This window comes from Brevibacterium sp. K11IcPPYGO002 (assembly GCF_050920635.1).
Lineage (GTDB): Bacteria > Actinomycetota > Actinomycetes > Actinomycetales > Brevibacteriaceae > Brevibacterium.
The window spans coordinates 2,004,838-2,020,370 of record NZ_CP131929.1 but is presented as its reverse complement, the minus strand read 5'-3'; the positions used below and the strand labels follow the sequence as shown (position 1 = coordinate 2,020,370).

Sequence of the window (15,533 nt, the reverse complement as noted above, 5' to 3'; positions counted from 1 at the left end):
CCCTGCGCCCGGGGGTCGACTTTGGACTGAGACGTGAGTCTCGGCGTGGTCGGCACGGCTCGGCAGCCGCCGATACGTTAACGTAGGAGGGTGCTTGTCCTCAGTATCAGCAGCCTCAAAGGCGGAGTCGGTAAGACATCCGTGACGCTCGGTCTGGCCTCGGCGGCCTACAACAGAGGAATTCCCACTCTGGTCGTCGACATGGACCCGCAGGCGGACTCGTCGACCGGCCTCGATGTGCCGACCTCGACGCGTGTCGACATCGCCGATGTGCTCGCTGCCCCGAAGTCCCAGAAGATCCTGTCCGAGGCGATCATCCCCTCCGGATGGGTCGGAGACCGGCTCGGCCACCTCGACGTGATCTCCGGTTCTCCGCGCGCTGCGGAATTCGATCGGCCTTCGCTGTCCGAGCGCTATCTGCGCCGACTCGAAGACGCTCTGTCGCGGATCGCCAAGGGCTACCGGCTCGTCCTCATTGACTGTCCGCCCAGCCTCAACGGCCTCACCCGCACGGCTTGGACGGCGAGCAATCGCGTCGCGGTCGTGACAGAGCCGAGCCTGTTCTCAGTCGCGGCCGCCGATCGGGCCCTGCGCGCAACGGATGAGCTGCGGCAGCGCGGTGCCTCCGACCTGCAGCCTCTCGGACTCGTCGTCAACCGGGTGCGGGCCGGTTCGACCGAACACGACTACCGCATCCAGGAGATGCGCGAGATGTTCGGTCCGCTCGTGCTCAATCCGCCTCTGGCCGAACGCGCGGTCATGCAGCAGGCTCAGGGATCGGCGCGACCGATCCACTCCTGGCCCGGCAAACCGGCTGATGAGGTCTCCGCCTCGTTCGACGCTCTTCTTGAGCGCGCGCTGCGCTCGGAGAACATCCGGGGCCGACGTGGCGCGGCACCGGCCAAGAACGGCGGTCAGCAGACCGAGAAGAAGTGAACGCTTAAGCCGCTGTTCCCCAGCAGATCGTCGACTGCCGCCCCGAACACAGGTTCGCGGCGGCAGTTCTGCATGTGATGGAGACTCTCAGAGCGCGATCAGAACGACCGCGATCAGAACGACCCGGACGAGAACCGAGGCGGCCCGCTCGGTCTGAGCGGGCCGCCTCGGTGAAGGTGCAGAATCTCTGTCGGCTGTCAGCCGGACTTGCGTGCGCGTCGTGCTGCGAGTTCGTCCATGGCTTCGAGCGCCGCATCGTCTTCGGGAATGCGTTCGCTCGGGAATTCGGACAGCGTTCCCTCGACTTCGTTCCAGACGCGCCCCACGGCGATCCCGAAGACGCCCTGACCGCCTTGGAGGAGGTCGACGACCTCATCGGGTGAAGTGCATTCGAAGACGCTCGCGCCGTCGGACATGAGAGTGATCTGGGAGAGATCCTCGACGCCGCGGGAGCGCAGGTGCTCAACGGCCGTGCGGATCGACTGCAGCCCGACGCCGGTGTCGAGGAGTCGCTTGACGATCTTGAGGACGAGGATGTCACGGAAGCTGTAGAGCCGCTGGCTGCCGGATCCGGTCGCATTGCGGATCGACGGGGTCACCAGATCGGTGCGTGCCCAGTAGTCGAGACGACGATAGCTGATGCCGACGACCTTGCAGACGGTGGGACCGCGGTAGCCGGCCTCTTCATCGAGTACGGGCAGATCATCATCGAACAGCAGGCCCTGGGCTGCTGACGGCATCGGCGTCATGTCGACGCTTTCATGACTTGAGCGGTTCACACCGACTCCTCCTTTAAGTCCCTGGGGGAAGCGAAGGTCGCTTGGAAGGACCGAGAACATAGTCATTCTAGCCCTCTTCCCAGCGAACCTACAGTGGGATTCAACAACTCCAAGTTATTCTGCCGTCCCGGCCAGGACAAACACCCCGAGGTAACAATTTCCGCGTGTCGCAGTTACCGCAGTATTCGAACATGTCACATGGATGTCATTCAGGCGCCTGAGGGCGGTCCGAGGCGAGGAATCAGGACGACGTCGGCGGCCCGTCGCCGCCGGTTTCCGGCTCGTCCCGGCCTGAGGAGCCCAGCGTCTTCGCCTCTCCCCTGCCTGTCGCCGCGTCGCCGTCCTTGGGCGCGCCCTTGGCTTTGGCCGCGTCCTTATCGGTTTCCGGCTTCTTCGGCTTCGCACTCGTCAGCAGCTTGGTCTTGACCGTCGACGCATAGGTGTCGACGTATTCCTGACCCGACAGGCGCATGATCTCGTACATGATCTCGTCGGTGACCGACCGCAGCATGAAACGGTCGACCGGCAGCCCCGAATACTTCGAGAAGTCCATCGGTGTGCCGAAGACGACGCCGACACGCCGGAGTTTGGGCACGAGGCGACCGGCCGGCTGCAGCTTGTCCGTGCCGATGATCGCGACCGGAACCACGGGAGCGCCGGACTCGAGGACGAGACGTGCGATGCCGGTGCGTCCGCGGTAGAGCTTTCCGTCGGGCGAGCGGGTGCCTTCGGGGTAGATGCCCAGGGAATTGCCTTCGCCAAGGACCTTCAGCCCGGATTCGAGAGAGGCCTGCGATCCGGATCCTCCGCCGCGGTCCATGGGCAGCTGGTTGTTGAGTTTGAAGAACCAGCGGGTCACCGCGCCTTTGATTCCGCGACCGGTGAAGTAGTCCTTCTTCGCCAGGTAGACGACGGGGCGCGGAGCGAGCAGAGGGACGAAGATCGAATCCATGAAGTGGTTGTGGTTTCCCGCGATGATCGCTGGGCCCTCGGCAGGAAGATTGTCCAGGCCACGTACCCACGGACGGAAGAGGATACGCAGGATGGGTCCGGCGAGAATTCGCTTGAGAAACCAGTAGAACACGCGCACCCTTCCGACTACGACTCTTTGTCGTCCTCGGCAATCATATATCGATACGAACGGTGAACAGCGAAGTCCGCTGCCACACATCCGTGCCATGCTGGAGACATGGAGATCGATTTCACACTCAGAGCGGATCCGACGGCCGCCTACCGCAGCCGTGCTGCCGGTTCGTCCGCTGCGGTCCTGTTCCTGCACGGACTCACCGGCTCTCCTGTCTCCTGGGTGCCGATCGCCCGTGCGGTCGAGGGGCGGGGCATCGACGTCAGCGTTCCCCTGCTGCCCGGTCACGGCACCTCGTGGCGGGACATGGACGCCACCGGGTGGTCCGACTGGTTCGGCGCGGCGCGCACCGAGCTGGGTCGCCTGCAGGCCGACCACGACAGGGTCATCGTCGCCGGACTGTCGATGGGCGGGTCCCTGGCGTTGGCTCTGGGCGCCGCGGAGGGGGCTCCCGATGAGATCATCGTCGTCAATCCCGCCCTCTTCGTCGACTCCCCCTTCGCTCCCCTGCTGCCGGTCCTCCGGCATGTCGTGCGGACGATTCCGTCGATCGGCGGCGATATCGCCCACCCGGACCGCGACGAGTGCGCTTACGAGCGGACCCCTGTGGCTCCCCTGGCGACGTTCCATCGTGCGCTGAAGGCTCTGCGCGACGATCTGTGGAAGGTCGACCGCCCCGTGACCGCAATGATCTCCGGTGAGGACAATGTCGTCGGTCCGCGCACGCTGCGTGTGCTGCGATCGGACCTCCCGCAGCCGCCGAGCATCATCGCTCTGCGTCACTCCCGTCATGTCGCCACCCTCGATTTCGATGCGCACACCATCGCCGAGGCGGTCCTGAAGGCAGCTCGCACCGAGGCGGCCGTGCCGTTCCAGTCGGAGACCGGGGAATAGCCGAGCCCACGGAATTGCTGATGCAGATATGAACGACGACGGCAGCGCTTCGACTCCCGACGACGAGGGCCGGGAGGATTGGCGTGGAGACGTTCCCGACCCGGAGAAGATCGGACACGACCGATCGCGCATCAGCGACGAGGAGTGGGACGACCTCGTCCGGCAGATCGCCGAGCCCTCCGCCGCCATGGGCGATATGCCCGCCGAGGATGTTCGCGACGCTCTCGAGGACACCGAGCACTGGGAGCCCGAGCCGGCGGAGCCCATCGGGTGGCGCACCGCTTCGCCCACCCTCGTGCTGTCCTGGGCCGCCGCACTCGGAGCAGTCGTGCTCCTGCTCATCGGCGTCGTCTTCTTCCGACCGCTGCCGGGATGGTACCTGCTCATCGGTCTGGCCGTCGGCATCGGCGGAGCGGTCGGACTGTTCTTCCACCTGCCGAGTCATCGGTCCGCCGATGACGGCGACGGATCCTCGGTGTGAATGGTGCTGATCGCTTCGCGTCAGCCGCACCTGAGAGACTGAGCGTCATGACCGTCCCGTTCGACCGTGCCCCCAGCGCACTGCACAATTCTCAGCTCTCCTTCGACAGCCTCGGCACTCCTCTGTCCGATGTCACCTTCGTCATCGTCGACCTCGAGACGACCGGCACCCGGGCGGGGCAGTCGGAGATCACCGAGATCGGTGCGGTAAAGACCCGCGGCGGTGAGGTCATCGGAGAGTTCCAGACGCTGGTCAAGCCGGAGCACTCGGTGATCAGCCCCTTCGTCGCCCGGCTCACCGGCATCACTCATGCGATGGTCGATGACGCCCCACCGATCAGCTCGGTGCTGCCGAGCTTCCTCGAATTCTCCATCGGTGCGGTGCTGGTGGCCCACAACGCGCCTTTCGACATCGGCTTCCTCCGCTCGGCCTGTGAACGTCTCGACTATCACTGGCCGGCTCCGACGGTCCTCGACACCGTCACTCTCGCCCGTCGCGTCGTCGGTCGTGACGAAGTGCGCAATCACAAGCTCTCGACCCTGGCCGCTCATTTCGGCACCCAGGTCGAACCCGATCACCGTGCGCTCTCCGATGCTCGCGCGACCGGCGAGCTCCTCCATCATCTGTTCGAACGCTTCGGCGGCTACGGGGTGACGACTCTCGAGGAGCTGTCCGCCGTCAGGCAGTCGGGGTGGGCGAAGCGACAGGCCAAATCCCATCTGGCCAAGGGCGTTCCCGCCGAACCCGGCGTGTATATGTTCCTCGACGGCACTCGCCGTGTGCTCTACATCGGCAAGTCCGGGAATATGGCCCGACGGGTGCGCGGGTATTTCAACGCCTCGGAGAACCGCGGCCGCATGGCCGAGATGATCACCGCGGCACAGGAGGTCAGCTGCCTGCCGTGCGCGCACGCGTTGGAAGCCGAGGTCCGCGAGATCCGCCTCATCGGCGAGCTGGCGCCTCCGTACAACCGACGATCGAAGAATCCGGACCGCAATTCCTGGATCGTGCTCAGTGATGAGCTCTTCCCGCGGCTGTCGGTGGTCCGGGCGAATTCGGCCCTGGAACGCTCCCCCGCGCCGCCGCTGGGACCGTTCCGATCGCGGAAATCCGCGCAAGCCGTCAAGGAGCTCCTCGACACCCTCTACCCGGTCAAGAGGTGCACGACGACGATCAGGAGGTGCACCCTCGGCGAACATCGTCCGTGCGTGAGCGCCCAGGTCGGTCAGTGCGGCGGCCCATGCGCGGGGATCACGGACGTCGATGACTACCTGAGCTCCATCAGGGAGCTGTTCGAGCTCGTCGCCGGGGATCTGTCGTCTCTGCAGCGTTTGGCCGCAGAGCGGATGAGGCGACTGGCCGGTGAGGCTCGCTACGAGACGGCAGCCGAGGTCCGTGACGCGCTGCGCACCGCGGTGTCGATCGCTGCTCGGGCCGAGCAGGTGTCGGCTCTGCGCAGGATTCCCGAACTGGTTGCGGCGGCGCCCGGATCCGAGGCCGGCTGGGATCTGGCGATCATCCGGCACGGAAAACTCGCCGGTGCCGGCCATGTGTCGGCCAGACCGGCCATGGCAGATTCGCTGGCGGTGCTGGCCCCGACCGCGGAATGGGTGCCTGCTCCCGGCGCGCTGCCGCAGGAGACTGACTCTCTGCCGGAGGAGACGCGACTGCTGGCCGGATGGCTGGAGACCGCCGAACTCATCTCCGTGACCACTGCAGACGATCGTGGCTGGTCGCTGCCTCGACAGGGAGCGACCAGCCACGCTCAGTCCTCAGGAGCGATTCGTCTCAGCGACCCGATGTGAGACGTCGATGAGCTGTTGGAGTTTGTCCGCACCGCCGCCGTTGTCGATCGTGTTCACCGCAGTCTCGAGCTTGAGAGCCAGGCGCTCGGTGAACGTGCCCACAGCCGATTCGTCGGCGGCCACGAGAGCCGCTGCGGCGTTGATGGCCACGATGTCGCGCACGGCTGACCGCTCACCGTCGAGGACAGCCCGGGTGATGGCGGCGTTCTCGTCCGGACCTCCTCCCCGCAGATCGTCCTTCGTCGCCCGCTCGATGCCGAGGTCGAGCGCGTCGAAGGTCGTGTGCTCGATCTCGCCGTGACGGACCTCCCACACATCGTTGACAGCAGTGTTGCTCAGCTCGTCGAGTCCGTCTCGTGACCGGAACACCACGGCCTGATGTCCGCGCTTGGCCAGGGTGCCGACGACGAGCGGAGCCATCTGCGCGTCGGCGACTCCGATGGCCGTATGCCGCGCCCGGGCCGGGTTCGTCAGGGGTCCGAGGATGTTGAAGGCGGTAGGGACGTTGATCTGTCGCCGCACTGCCGCGACGAACTGCATCGAGGGATGGAAGACGTTGGCGAAGCAGAAGGCCAGCCCGACCTCCTGGGCGATCTGACCGGTCTGTTCGGGAGTGATGTCGAACCGCACCCCGAGTGCTTCGAGCACATCGGCGGAGCCGGACGCCGAGGATGTCGCACGGTTGCCGTGTTTGACGACGCGCTGCCCGGTCGCGGAGATGATCATGGCCGCGGTCGAGGAGATGTTCGCCGTCTTCGCGCGGTCCCCGCCGGTGCCGACGATGTCGACGGAGTCTTCGAGCCCGGGCAGGGGCACGGCGTGGTCCATCATCGCCGCCACCAGTCCGGCGATCTCTTCGACCGTCTCGCCCTTTGTGTGGTGCGCGGCCAGAAATGCGGCCATTGTCACATCCGGAGTCCTGCCCGACATGATCTGGTCCATCGCCCAAGCCGCCTGAACGCCGTCGAGGTCCTGCTGATGCATGAGAGCCATCAGCAAGTCCGGCCAGTTCTGAGTGGCTGCCTCGACCTCGCTGCGGGACTCCGACACGTGCGTCGCCGGGGTGGTCAGGGGCGTGGAATCAGTCATCCGTATGAACTCTCACTAGGCGTTCTCACCGTCCCGCAGAAGGGGACGTTCCTTACCTGCGGCATACTATCGCGACTTCGACACGCGGGCGGAAGCTGCCCCCGGAACGAGATTTCGGCACCAGATCGGGGTTTTTGCTACGTCGTGTAGAAATTTCTTTCTCGAAACCTGGGTAAAAGATGAAAACTCACCCCGAGACGGGTAATAATGGGGTTGTGTCAACTGCCACTGCATCTCAAACAGCGCCAGCACATCCGGTTGTCAATCGTCCGAATGTGACCACGGTGGGCTTCATCGTGTTCCTCGCGAGCGACCTGATGTTCTTTGCCGCGCTCTTCGCCATGTACTTCACCATCCGGTCCGTCGTTCCGGAGCTGTGGGAGACGAGGACCGAGATCCTCGACATCCCCTACGCTCTCGGCAACACGCTGATCCTGGTGTCGTCTTCGTTCACCTGCCAGCTCGGTGTGTTCGCAGCCGAGAGGTTCCGCCCCCGGCGGACCGGCTCGCTGTTCAACATCGCCAAATGGGGAATGGTCGAGTGGTTCTACCTCACCTTCGCCCTGGGCGCGATCTTCGTCTCCGGCCAGGTCATGGAGTACGCGACGCTCGTCAGCGAGGGCATCTCGATCAACACCGATGGCTACGGTTCCGTCTTCTACCTGACCACTGGTTTCCACGGTATCCACGTGACCATCGGTCTCATCTGCTTCCTGCTCGTCATCGGACGTGCCTATGGGGCGAAGAAGTTCGGTCACCACGAAGCCACATTCGCAATCTGCGTGTCCTACTACTGGCACTTCGTCGATGTCGTCTGGATCGGTCTGTTCGGCGTCATCTACCTCCTCCAATAGGCGGACTGAGATGCTCGGCCCCCAGGACTCACAACACTTCAAGCAAAGGACGATCAAGTGAAGCTTCTAGCAGATCGCCGCAGACATCCCATGGCGCTGGTCGCGCTGCTTCTCGTGGGACTGCTGCTGACCGGCGGAGCCTATGCACTCTTCACGCAGACTTCGAGCGCCAAGGCGGACACAGCCAGCGCCTCTGACATCGAAGAAGGCAAGAAACTCTTCGCGGCCAACTGCGCCACCTGTCACGGCATGAACGCCGAAGGCTCGAAGGCCGGCCCCGGACTCATCGGCGTCGGCGCCGCTGCTGTTGACTTCCAGGTCGGCACCGGACGCATGCCGCTGCAGGCCAACGGCCCGCAGGCTCGCGTCAAGGAACCTCAGTTCGACGATGAGCAGACCGCCCAGCTCGCTGCCTATGTTGCTTCGCTCGGACCAGGACCGGCAGTTCCCGAGGACGAGTACCTCGATGCTTCGAAGGGCGACCCCGCGGCAGGCGGCGGTCTGTTCCGCACCAACTGCGCCATGTGCCACAACGTGGTCGGCTCCGGCGGTGCTCTGACACGCGGCAAGTACGCACCGAACCTGTCCGAAGTCTCCGAGAAGCACCTCTACGAAGCGATGCAGACCGGCCCGCAGAACATGCCGATCTTCAACGACGCGAACCTGACTCCCGACGACAAACGCGATGTCATCGCCTACGTCAAGGAAGTCTCGGACAACCCCTCCCCCGGCGGATTCAAGCTCGGATCCCTGGGTCCGGTGGCTGAGGGCCTGTTCATCTGGTTCTTCGGTCTTGCTGCCGTCATCGGTCTGACAGTGTGGCTGTCATCCAGGGCCAAGTGAGTCCGACAGTGTCGTACACCATCAATTACGAGAAAAGACGGGGAATTCAATGACCTCGAAAGAGCACTCCGGCGGCGGCAGCCAGCTCGAGGAGTTGAACGGGTTCACGAACCCGGGCCTGCCCGAGCACAAACCACGGCTGGCCGACTCGGATCCACGCGCCGAGAAGGTCGCCGAACGACAGGTGGCCGCCTGGTTCATCCTCTCGATGATCGGAACCATCTGGTTCATCGTGGCCTACTTCCTGTTCACTCCGGGCGAATCGATGCAGAGCATCCGCCTCCACAACATGTTCGTCGGCCTCGGTGCCGCTGTCGCGATGTTCTCCATCGGCTTCGGAGCTGTGCTCTGGGCCAAGAACCTCATGAGCGACCACGAGGGCATCGACGAACGCCATGACATCGGCGGCAGCGAAGAAGATCAGGCGATTGCGCTCGAGATCCTTCACCAGGCCAAGGAAGAGTCGGGCATCGCCCGTCGTCCTCTGCTGCGCAACACACTCATCGCCGCACTTGCGATCGCACCGCTGCCGGCGGTCCTCGTCTTCCGCGATCTCGGCCCGCTCCCGGGCGACAAGATGTTCAACACGCTGTGGCAGAAGGGCACTCGCCTCATCCGCGATGTCGGCGGAATCCCGTCGGTTGAGTCAGAACGTCCGATCAAGGCTGACGAAGTCACGATCGGCTCGGCGTACCACGTCCTTCCCTCGGGCATCGGCGACGAGGAAGCCAGCGAGCACCCGCTGAACGAGAAGGCCAAAGCGGCCGTGCTCCTCATGCGCATCGATCCCAATGAACTCAAAGAAGACCCGGACCGCAAGGACTGGTCACACGACGGAATCGTCGCCTACTCGAAGATCTGCACCCACGTCGGCTGCCCGGTCGCACTGTACGAGCACCAGACACATCACCTGCTGTGCCCCTGCCACCAGTCGACCTTCGACGTGACGGAACACTGCAAGGTCATCTTCGGCCCGGCCAAACGACCGCTTCCTCAGCTGCCCATCACTGTGGACAGCGAAGGCTACCTGGTTGCCCAGTCGGACTTCCCTGAGCCTGTCGGACCTACGTTCTGGGAGATCAACCACCCATGAGTACTACACAGCCAACCACCACAATCGGGAAGGCGGCGAACTTCGCCGAAACCCGCGTCGGGGCATCCGTCCTCGTCCGCGAGTTCGGTCGCAAGATCTTCCCCTCCCACTGGTCGTTCATGCTCGGCGAGGTTGCTCTCTACAGCTTCATCATCGTCGTTCTGTCCGGAACGTTCCTCACGTTCTTCTTCCAGCCCGCCATGGGCGAACTGCACTACGACGGACCGTGGCTGCCGCTGCGCGGCGTCGAGATCTCCGAAGCGTATGACTCCACCCTGGCGATCTCCCTCGAGATCCGCGGCGGTCTGTTCATCCGACAGATGCACCACTGGGGGGCCCTGCTCTTCGTCGCAGCACTGAGCGTGCACATGCTGCGCGTGTTCTTCACCGGCGCCTTCCGTCGCCCACGTGAGCTGAACTGGGTCGTCGGCGTCCTGCTCGTCATCATGGGCATGGCAGCCGGCTTCACCGGTTACTCGCTGCCTGACGATCTGCTCTCCGGCAACGGACTGCGAATCATCGACGGCATCCTCAAGTCGCTGCCGCTCGTCGGAACCTACATCTCGTTCTTCCTCTTCGGAGGCGAGTTCCCGGGCATCGACATCGTGGCCCGTCTGTACACCCTGCACATCATGATCGTGCCGGCCCTGCTCATTGCGCTCATCGGCATCCACCTGATGTTCGTCGTCGTGCACAAGCACACCCAGTACCCGGGTGCCGGCAACACCGAGAAGAACGTCGTCGGAGAACCCGTTCTCCCGACCTTCGCGGCCAAGGGCGGAGGATTCTTCTTCCTCATCTTCGGACTGATCTCGCTCATCTCGGCGCTGTTCACGATCAACCCGATCTGGAACTACGGTCCCTACGACCCGTCTCCCGTCTCGGCTGGTACACAGCCTGACTGGTACATCGGCTGGGCCGACGGATTCCTACGCATCGTTCCGGGATGGTTCGAGTTCTACATCTTCGGATGGCCGATCTCGTTCAACATCAACAGTGCCGTGCTCGTCATGGGCGGCGTGTTCGCTGTCATGTTCATCTACCCCTTCTTCGAGGCGTGGCTGCAGAAGGACCATCGGGAACACCACATTCTCGATCGCCCCCGCAACAACCCGACTCGGACGGCCATCGGCGTTGCAGGAATCATCTTCTACTGCAATATGTGGGCGGCTGCATCGGGTGACATCATCGCCGTGTTCTTCCAGATGTCGCTCAACGACATGATCTACATCTTCCGGTTCCTGTTCTTCTTCGGACCGATCATCGGCTACGTCATCACCAAACGCATGTGCCTGGCACTCCAGCGCAAGGACCGCGAGATCGCTCTGCACGGACGGGAGACGGCTCACATCATCCGTCTGCCCCACGGTGAGTTCCTCGAACGCCACGAGGCTCTTCCCCCGCACAAGCTGTGGAAGATCACCGCGTTCGAATCGCCTGCCTACGTGCCGGCTCAGCCGAATGCCGAGGGCAAGATCACGGGCATGGAGAAGCTGCGTGCGCGACTCTCACGCTTCTTCTTCGAAGATCGTGTGGCTCCGGTGTCGAAGCAGGAACTCGAAGCTTCGCACCACGAGCACGACGCAGTCGAGGGCTCGAACAGCAACCAGCTCGGTCACTGATCGATCTGACCAGCCAAAGCCGAGGGGCTCAGCAGTTCAACTGCTGGGCCCCTCGGTCTATTCATCCGTGGTGCTCTTCACCGTAGCACCGACTCAGCCTCTCCCCCACGCTCTACTGCCCGTCCTGCAACAGTCGAGACTTACCGCGTTCGGTCAGCATCGGCAAGAGGCGTGGCACACTGCGTCGCCAGTGACCTTCTTGTTGAACCGCATCGGACGACCACCGATACATGTCGCCTCGGCGGGCTTCTGCAGCCGTCTCGCGGCGCGAGCGTCGGGCGCACGCTGAAGCAGTCCCCTGGCCGGACCACATGTTTGACGGACGAGAGTCATCGATCCAGCCTCTCTGGACGCGCACCCGCAGCGTTCGGAAATCCCGGTTCGCCAACAGGCGACCTCGGAATGACACAGATGACCAAAAACCGGTCGCCCCAACTGCTCGCAGGGTTGCAGCGGCACGCAAAAGCTGGCGGCCGCCGACATGTCATGTCAGGCAAGGCAAGACCCACTTCAACCCTTCAACCCGCATACGGCCGTTTGGAGTCCCTGTCCGGCCTGTGTGTGGAGCCAACCAAATCGCTGGAAGCCATACAAGGGGCTCTGACGCTGCCGAGGCGAACCATGGTGCGCCAACGGGCCGCATCGATGGCCGTCGATCAACTCCAGTATCAGTGCCGTCGATCATCACTTTTGGTACGAAGCATCGATTTCGATCTCGATGATCCGTCCAAAATGCAATCACTCTGCGTCAGCGATGGTCCCACCGACGAGTCCATGCTCCTGCACCAGCGCAACTGCCTTCCCCTGAACTCGCGCACGGCCCAGACCTCGGCCTCGAGCTCCGGGGAAGAGAGCGCTTATTCGAGCGTGGTGTCTTGTGTCTTCACGGATGTCTACGAGTGGGAATCAGGGCGCCAAACACCGACCAGGCCCGTATACAGCGACGGGATCGCCAAGCAACGACCGGGTCGGTGCATCGCAACGGGCCCGCGAATAGCACTGTGGCCCAGACTCGAAATGAGTCCGGGCCACAGTGGGAGGGCGATCAGATCACCGTATCAGTGGGCGAAGTCACCGCGATCGTGTTCGTAGGTGAGTCCGACGAGTGCGACGATGCCGAGCACGACACCGAACGGGAAGATCCACCAGCCCATCGCGATTCCGTAGAACGAGACGGCAGCAGCACCCGCGCTAACGATGGGCCACCAGCTCCACGGGCTGAAGAACCCGTAGTCGGCGTCGGCCTCGGAGATCTCGGCGTCGTCGTTGTCCTGAGGCTGACGCCCGACGCGACGGTCCGTCAGCCAGAGGTAGACACCGATCATCAGGGCCATCAGACCGACGAGGAGCAGTGCCGGGAACCCGACGAGCTCGGTGAAGTCGGTGAAGACGCCGTAGAAGATCCCGACAGCGATGAAGAACAGACCGCAGAGGTTGAAGACGTAGATCGATGACTTCATTTGGCGTTGTCTCCTGTGAGCTGGGGTTCTGTATGACCGTGCCCGCTGTACTCGAGCAGCTCGGGGTGGTTGAGGTCGAACGCAGGACGTTCGGAACGGATCCGCGGCAGCGAGGTGAAGTTGTGGCGCGGGGGCGGGCAGGAGGTGGCCCATTCGAGCGATCCTCCGTAGCCCCATGGGTCGTCGACCGTCACCTTCGGTGCGGTGCGGTGGGTGATCCACACATTCCAGAAGAACGGAACCATGGACAGACCCAGCAGCAGCGATCCGACCGTCGATACCTGGTTCATCCAGGTGAAACCGTCCTGCGGCAGGTAGTCGGCGTAGCGACGCGGCATCCCGTCGACGCCCAGCCAGTGCTGGACGAGGAACGTTCCGTGGAAGCCGATGAACAGCATCCAGAAGTGGATGTGTCCGAGCTTCTCGTTGAGCATCTTGCCCGTCCACTTCGGCCACCAGAAGTAGAATCCGGCGAACATCGCGAACACGACTGTACCGAAGACGACGTAGTGGAAGTGAGCGACGACGAAGTAGGTGTCGGACACGTGCTGGTCGAGTGCGGGGCTGGCCAGGATGACACCGGTGAGACCACCGAAGAGGAACGTGGCGAGGAAGCCGATCGACCACACGATGGGTGTCTCGAACGTGATCGAGCCTCTCCACATCGTGCCGATCCAGTTGAAGAACTTCACACCTGTCGGAATCGCGATGAGCATCGTCATGAAGGCGAAGAACGGCAGTGCAACCACGCCCGTGACGTACATGTGGTGGGCCCACACGGTCACCGACAGAGCGGCGATGGCGACTGTTGCGAAGACGAGTTCCTTATAACCGAAGACCGGCTTGCGGCTGAACACCGGGAAGATCTCTGTGACGATGCCGAAGAACGGCAGAGCGATGACATAGACCTCCGGGTGACCGAAGAACCAGAACAGGTGCTGCCAGAGGATCGGCCCGCCGTTGCCCGGACTGAACACATGCGAACCGAGAACGCGGTCGGCACCGAGCACCAGCAGAGCGGCGGCCAGCGGCTGGAAGGCCATGAGCACGAGGATGCCTGTGACCAGAACGTTCCAGGTGAAGATCGGCATCCGGAACATGGTCATGCCGGGTGCGCGCATGGTGATCACCGTAGTGATGAAGTTGACGGAGCCGAGGATGGTTCCGAAGCCCTGCAGGGCGAGTCCGAGAACCCACAAGTTGCCGCCGGCTCCCGGTGTGAACGTCGTATTGCTCAATGGCGCATAGGCGGTCCAACCGAATGATGCCGCACCCTGCGGGGTGAGGAAGCCGGAGATGGCCACAAGGCTGCCGAAGAGGTACATCCAGAACGCGAAGGCGTTCAGGCGGGGGAACGCCACATCCGGAGCTCCGATCTGCAACGGCATGATGACGTTGGCGAAGCCGGCGAACAGCGGGGTGGCGAACATCAGCAGCATCAGTGTGCCGTGCATGGTGAACAGCTGGTTGTACTGTTCCTTGGTCTCCACGATCTGCATTCCGGGCTCGAAGAGCTCGAGGCGGATGATGAGCGCCATCACACCGCCGACGCAGAAGAAGAAGAACGAACCGATGAGGTACATGTACCCGATCGTCTTGTGGTCCGTCGACGTGATCCAGTCGACGATGATCTTGCCCTTGCTCCGTGGAACTACCGGGGCATCAAGAGCCGCCTGATCCATCGTGGCGGTCATTTCTCAGCACCTTCTTTCGGGTACCAGTTGCGATCGTACTCCGGTCCCAGCTGGCCTGTGTTGCCCTGATCGGCAAGCGACTGCGTGTAATCCTGGAATTCTTCCTTGGACACGACCTTGACGTTGAACAGCATCTCCGAGTGGTATTCGCCGCACAGCTCGGCACACTTGCCGACGTACTCGCCTTCCTTCTCGGCACGCAGATGCAGGCTCTGGTCATGGCCGGGGATCATGTCGCGCTTCTCGAGGAAGGCGGGAACCCAGAAGGAGTGGAGGACGTCACGGGAGTGCAGGCGGATCTCCAGGTCGGTGTCAACCGGAAGGTAGAGAGTCGGAGCGGTCTTCTCGGGCTCCGGGGTGCCGTCGAGTGCAACCTGAGTGCCGGCGTAGTAGACGTCTTCGGTCTCGTAGTTGAAGTCCCAGGCCCACTGTTTGGCAGCGACCTCGATGACCTGCTCACCGGGGGTCGTGTCGTCTGTCGTCTTCTCCATGACCTGGACGTTCTGGAAGAAGAACCCGAGGACGAGGACGACCGGAGTCACCGTGAAGAGGATTTCGATCGGCATGCTGTAGCGCATCTGCACCGGCAGTCCGCGATCGTTCTTGCGGCGGCGGTAGGCGACCATGGCCCACAGGATAAGGCCCCACACGATGAGGCCGACAATGAGAAGGGCGATCCAGCCGCCGTTCCACAGCGCTGTATAGGCATCCGTGTGGTTCGTCGCGCCTTGCGATTCGACGGGAAAAAATCCTGTGGCGATCTGCTCTTTCGTGCAACCCGATAGCAACGCCGGTATCAACACGGCGCTCAGAATGCCGAGCCGCTTCGCCCAGGACCGCTGCGGTCCTGACTGATTCGGAGAATCCACGTGCAGCCTTTCACAACGTTCTGCGTCTCC

14 protein-coding genes are annotated in these 15,533 nt (G+C 63.2%); 8 read left to right on the top strand and 6 right to left on the bottom strand.

The annotated features are described in order from the left end of the window. Positions 1–90: 90 nt before the first annotated feature. Positions 91–936: a ParA family protein gene (locus tag QYM46_RS09210; protein WP_432791668.1), complete on the top strand. Its 846-nt coding sequence runs from the start codon at positions 91–93 to the stop codon at positions 934–936. A gap of 197 nt (positions 937–1,133) precedes the next feature. Here QYM46_RS09210 and QYM46_RS09205 read toward each other — a convergent pair whose 3' ends face one another. Both QYM46_RS09205 and QYM46_RS09200 read right to left on the bottom strand, forming a co-directional pair. After that, the gene (locus tag QYM46_RS09205; RefSeq protein WP_025778331.1) at positions 1,134–1,715 is read right to left on the bottom strand and encodes a MerR family transcriptional regulator; all 582 of its coding nucleotides are present in this window, start codon (positions 1,713–1,715) and stop codon (positions 1,134–1,136) included. A 241-nt stretch (positions 1,716–1,956) separates the two neighbouring features. Next, positions 1,957–2,799 (bottom strand): lysophospholipid acyltransferase family protein, encoded by an 843-nt coding sequence (locus QYM46_RS09200; RefSeq protein WP_432791667.1) that lies wholly within the window; start codon positions 2,797–2,799, stop codon positions 1,957–1,959. 105 nt (positions 2,800–2,904) lie between these two features. On the opposite strand from QYM46_RS09200, the gene QYM46_RS09195 reads away from it, so the two are divergent. The 3 genes from QYM46_RS09195 to QYM46_RS09185 are packed head-to-tail and all read left to right on the top strand — an operon-like array spanning position 2,905 to position 5,979. Further along, the gene (locus QYM46_RS09195; RefSeq protein ID WP_432791666.1) at positions 2,905–3,693 is read left to right on the top strand and encodes an alpha/beta hydrolase; all 789 of its coding nucleotides are present in this window, start codon (positions 2,905–2,907) and stop codon (positions 3,691–3,693) included. A 28-nt stretch (positions 3,694–3,721) separates the two neighbouring features. Further along, on the top strand, positions 3,722–4,174 hold the full coding sequence (locus QYM46_RS09190) for a hypothetical protein (protein WP_432791665.1): 453 nt from the start codon (positions 3,722–3,724) through the stop codon (positions 4,172–4,174). Positions 4,175–4,221: 47 nt separating this feature from the next. Continuing rightward, positions 4,222–5,979 carry a DEDD exonuclease domain-containing protein gene (locus tag QYM46_RS09185; RefSeq protein WP_432791664.1) on the top strand — a complete coding sequence of 586 codons (1,758 nt, stop codon included), beginning with the start codon at positions 4,222–4,224 and terminating at the stop codon, positions 5,977–5,979. On the opposite strand, the gene trpD is transcribed toward QYM46_RS09185, so the two are convergent. After that, complete coding sequence (gene trpD, locus QYM46_RS09180) at positions 5,947–7,068, bottom strand: anthranilate phosphoribosyltransferase (protein ID WP_432791663.1); 1,122 nt, start codon at positions 7,066–7,068, stop codon at positions 5,947–5,949. The two genes, QYM46_RS09185 and trpD, sit on opposite strands and share 33 nt — an antisense overlap. Positions 7,069–7,283: 215 nt before the next feature. Here trpD and ctaE point away from each other — a divergent pair, with 215 nt between their 5' ends. The 4 genes from ctaE to qcrB are packed head-to-tail and all read left to right on the top strand — an operon-like array spanning position 7,284 to position 11,480. After that, a complete protein-coding gene (ctaE, locus tag QYM46_RS09175; RefSeq protein ID WP_432791662.1) occupies positions 7,284–7,922 on the top strand; it encodes an aa3-type cytochrome oxidase subunit III in 639 nt (212 codons plus the stop codon). A gap of 57 nt (positions 7,923–7,979) precedes the next feature. Then, the gene (gene qcrC, locus QYM46_RS09170; protein ID WP_432791661.1) at positions 7,980–8,765 is read left to right on the top strand and encodes a cytochrome bc1 complex diheme cytochrome c subunit; all 786 of its coding nucleotides are present in this window, start codon (positions 7,980–7,982) and stop codon (positions 8,763–8,765) included. A gap of 49 nt (positions 8,766–8,814) precedes the next feature. Then, complete coding sequence (qcrA, locus tag QYM46_RS09165; protein ID WP_432791660.1) at positions 8,815–9,858, top strand: cytochrome bc1 complex Rieske iron-sulfur subunit; 1,044 nt, start codon at positions 8,815–8,817, stop codon at positions 9,856–9,858. Beyond that, positions 9,855–11,480, top strand: coding sequence for a cytochrome bc1 complex cytochrome b subunit (gene qcrB / locus QYM46_RS09160; protein WP_432791659.1), 1,626 nt, complete (start codon positions 9,855–9,857; stop codon positions 11,478–11,480). Before qcrA ends, qcrB begins: the two co-directional genes overlap by 4 nt. 1,058 nt (positions 11,481–12,538) lie before the next feature. Here qcrB and QYM46_RS09155 read toward each other — a convergent pair. Genes QYM46_RS09155 through ctaC form a run of 3 tightly spaced genes read right to left on the bottom strand, consistent with a single transcriptional unit; the run spans position 12,539 to position 15,503 of the window. Beyond that, a complete protein-coding gene (locus tag QYM46_RS09155; protein WP_432791658.1) occupies positions 12,539–12,940 on the bottom strand; it encodes a cytochrome c oxidase subunit 4 in 402 nt (133 codons plus the stop codon). After that, positions 12,937–14,634 carry an aa3-type cytochrome oxidase subunit I gene (gene ctaD, locus QYM46_RS09150; RefSeq protein ID WP_432791657.1) on the bottom strand — a complete coding sequence of 566 codons (1,698 nt, stop codon included), beginning with the start codon at positions 14,632–14,634 and terminating at the stop codon, positions 12,937–12,939. Before ctaD ends, QYM46_RS09155 begins: the two co-directional genes overlap by 4 nt. Then, a complete protein-coding gene (ctaC, locus tag QYM46_RS09145; protein ID WP_432791656.1) occupies positions 14,631–15,503 on the bottom strand; it encodes an aa3-type cytochrome oxidase subunit II in 873 nt (290 codons plus the stop codon). The genes ctaD and ctaC overlap by 4 nt, the downstream gene beginning before the upstream one ends. Positions 15,504–15,533: the final 30 nt, after the last annotated feature.

Excerpts from the sequence above, each read along its gene's own strand:
- qcrA (WP_432791660.1), top strand. The coding sequence starts at position 8,815 with ATGACCTCGAAAGAGCACTCCGGCGGCGGCAGCCAGCTCGAGGAGTTG.
- ctaD (WP_432791657.1), bottom strand. The coding sequence starts at position 14,634 with ATGACCGCCACGATGGATCAGGCGGCTCTTGATGCCCCGGTAGTTCCA.
- qcrB (WP_432791659.1), top strand. The coding sequence starts at position 9,855 with ATGAGTACTACACAGCCAACCACCACAATCGGGAAGGCGGCGAACTTC.
- trpD (WP_432791663.1), bottom strand. The coding sequence starts at position 7,068 with ATGACTGATTCCACGCCCCTGACCACCCCGGCGACGCACGTGTCGGAG.
- QYM46_RS09185 (WP_432791664.1), top strand. The coding sequence starts at position 4,222 with ATGACCGTCCCGTTCGACCGTGCCCCCAGCGCACTGCACAATTCTCAG.
- QYM46_RS09190 (WP_432791665.1), top strand. The coding sequence starts at position 3,722 with ATGAACGACGACGGCAGCGCTTCGACTCCCGACGACGAGGGCCGGGAG.
- QYM46_RS09195 (WP_432791666.1), top strand. The coding sequence starts at position 2,905 with ATGGAGATCGATTTCACACTCAGAGCGGATCCGACGGCCGCCTACCGC.
- QYM46_RS09155 (WP_432791658.1), bottom strand. The coding sequence starts at position 12,940 with ATGAAGTCATCGATCTACGTCTTCAACCTCTGCGGTCTGTTCTTCATC.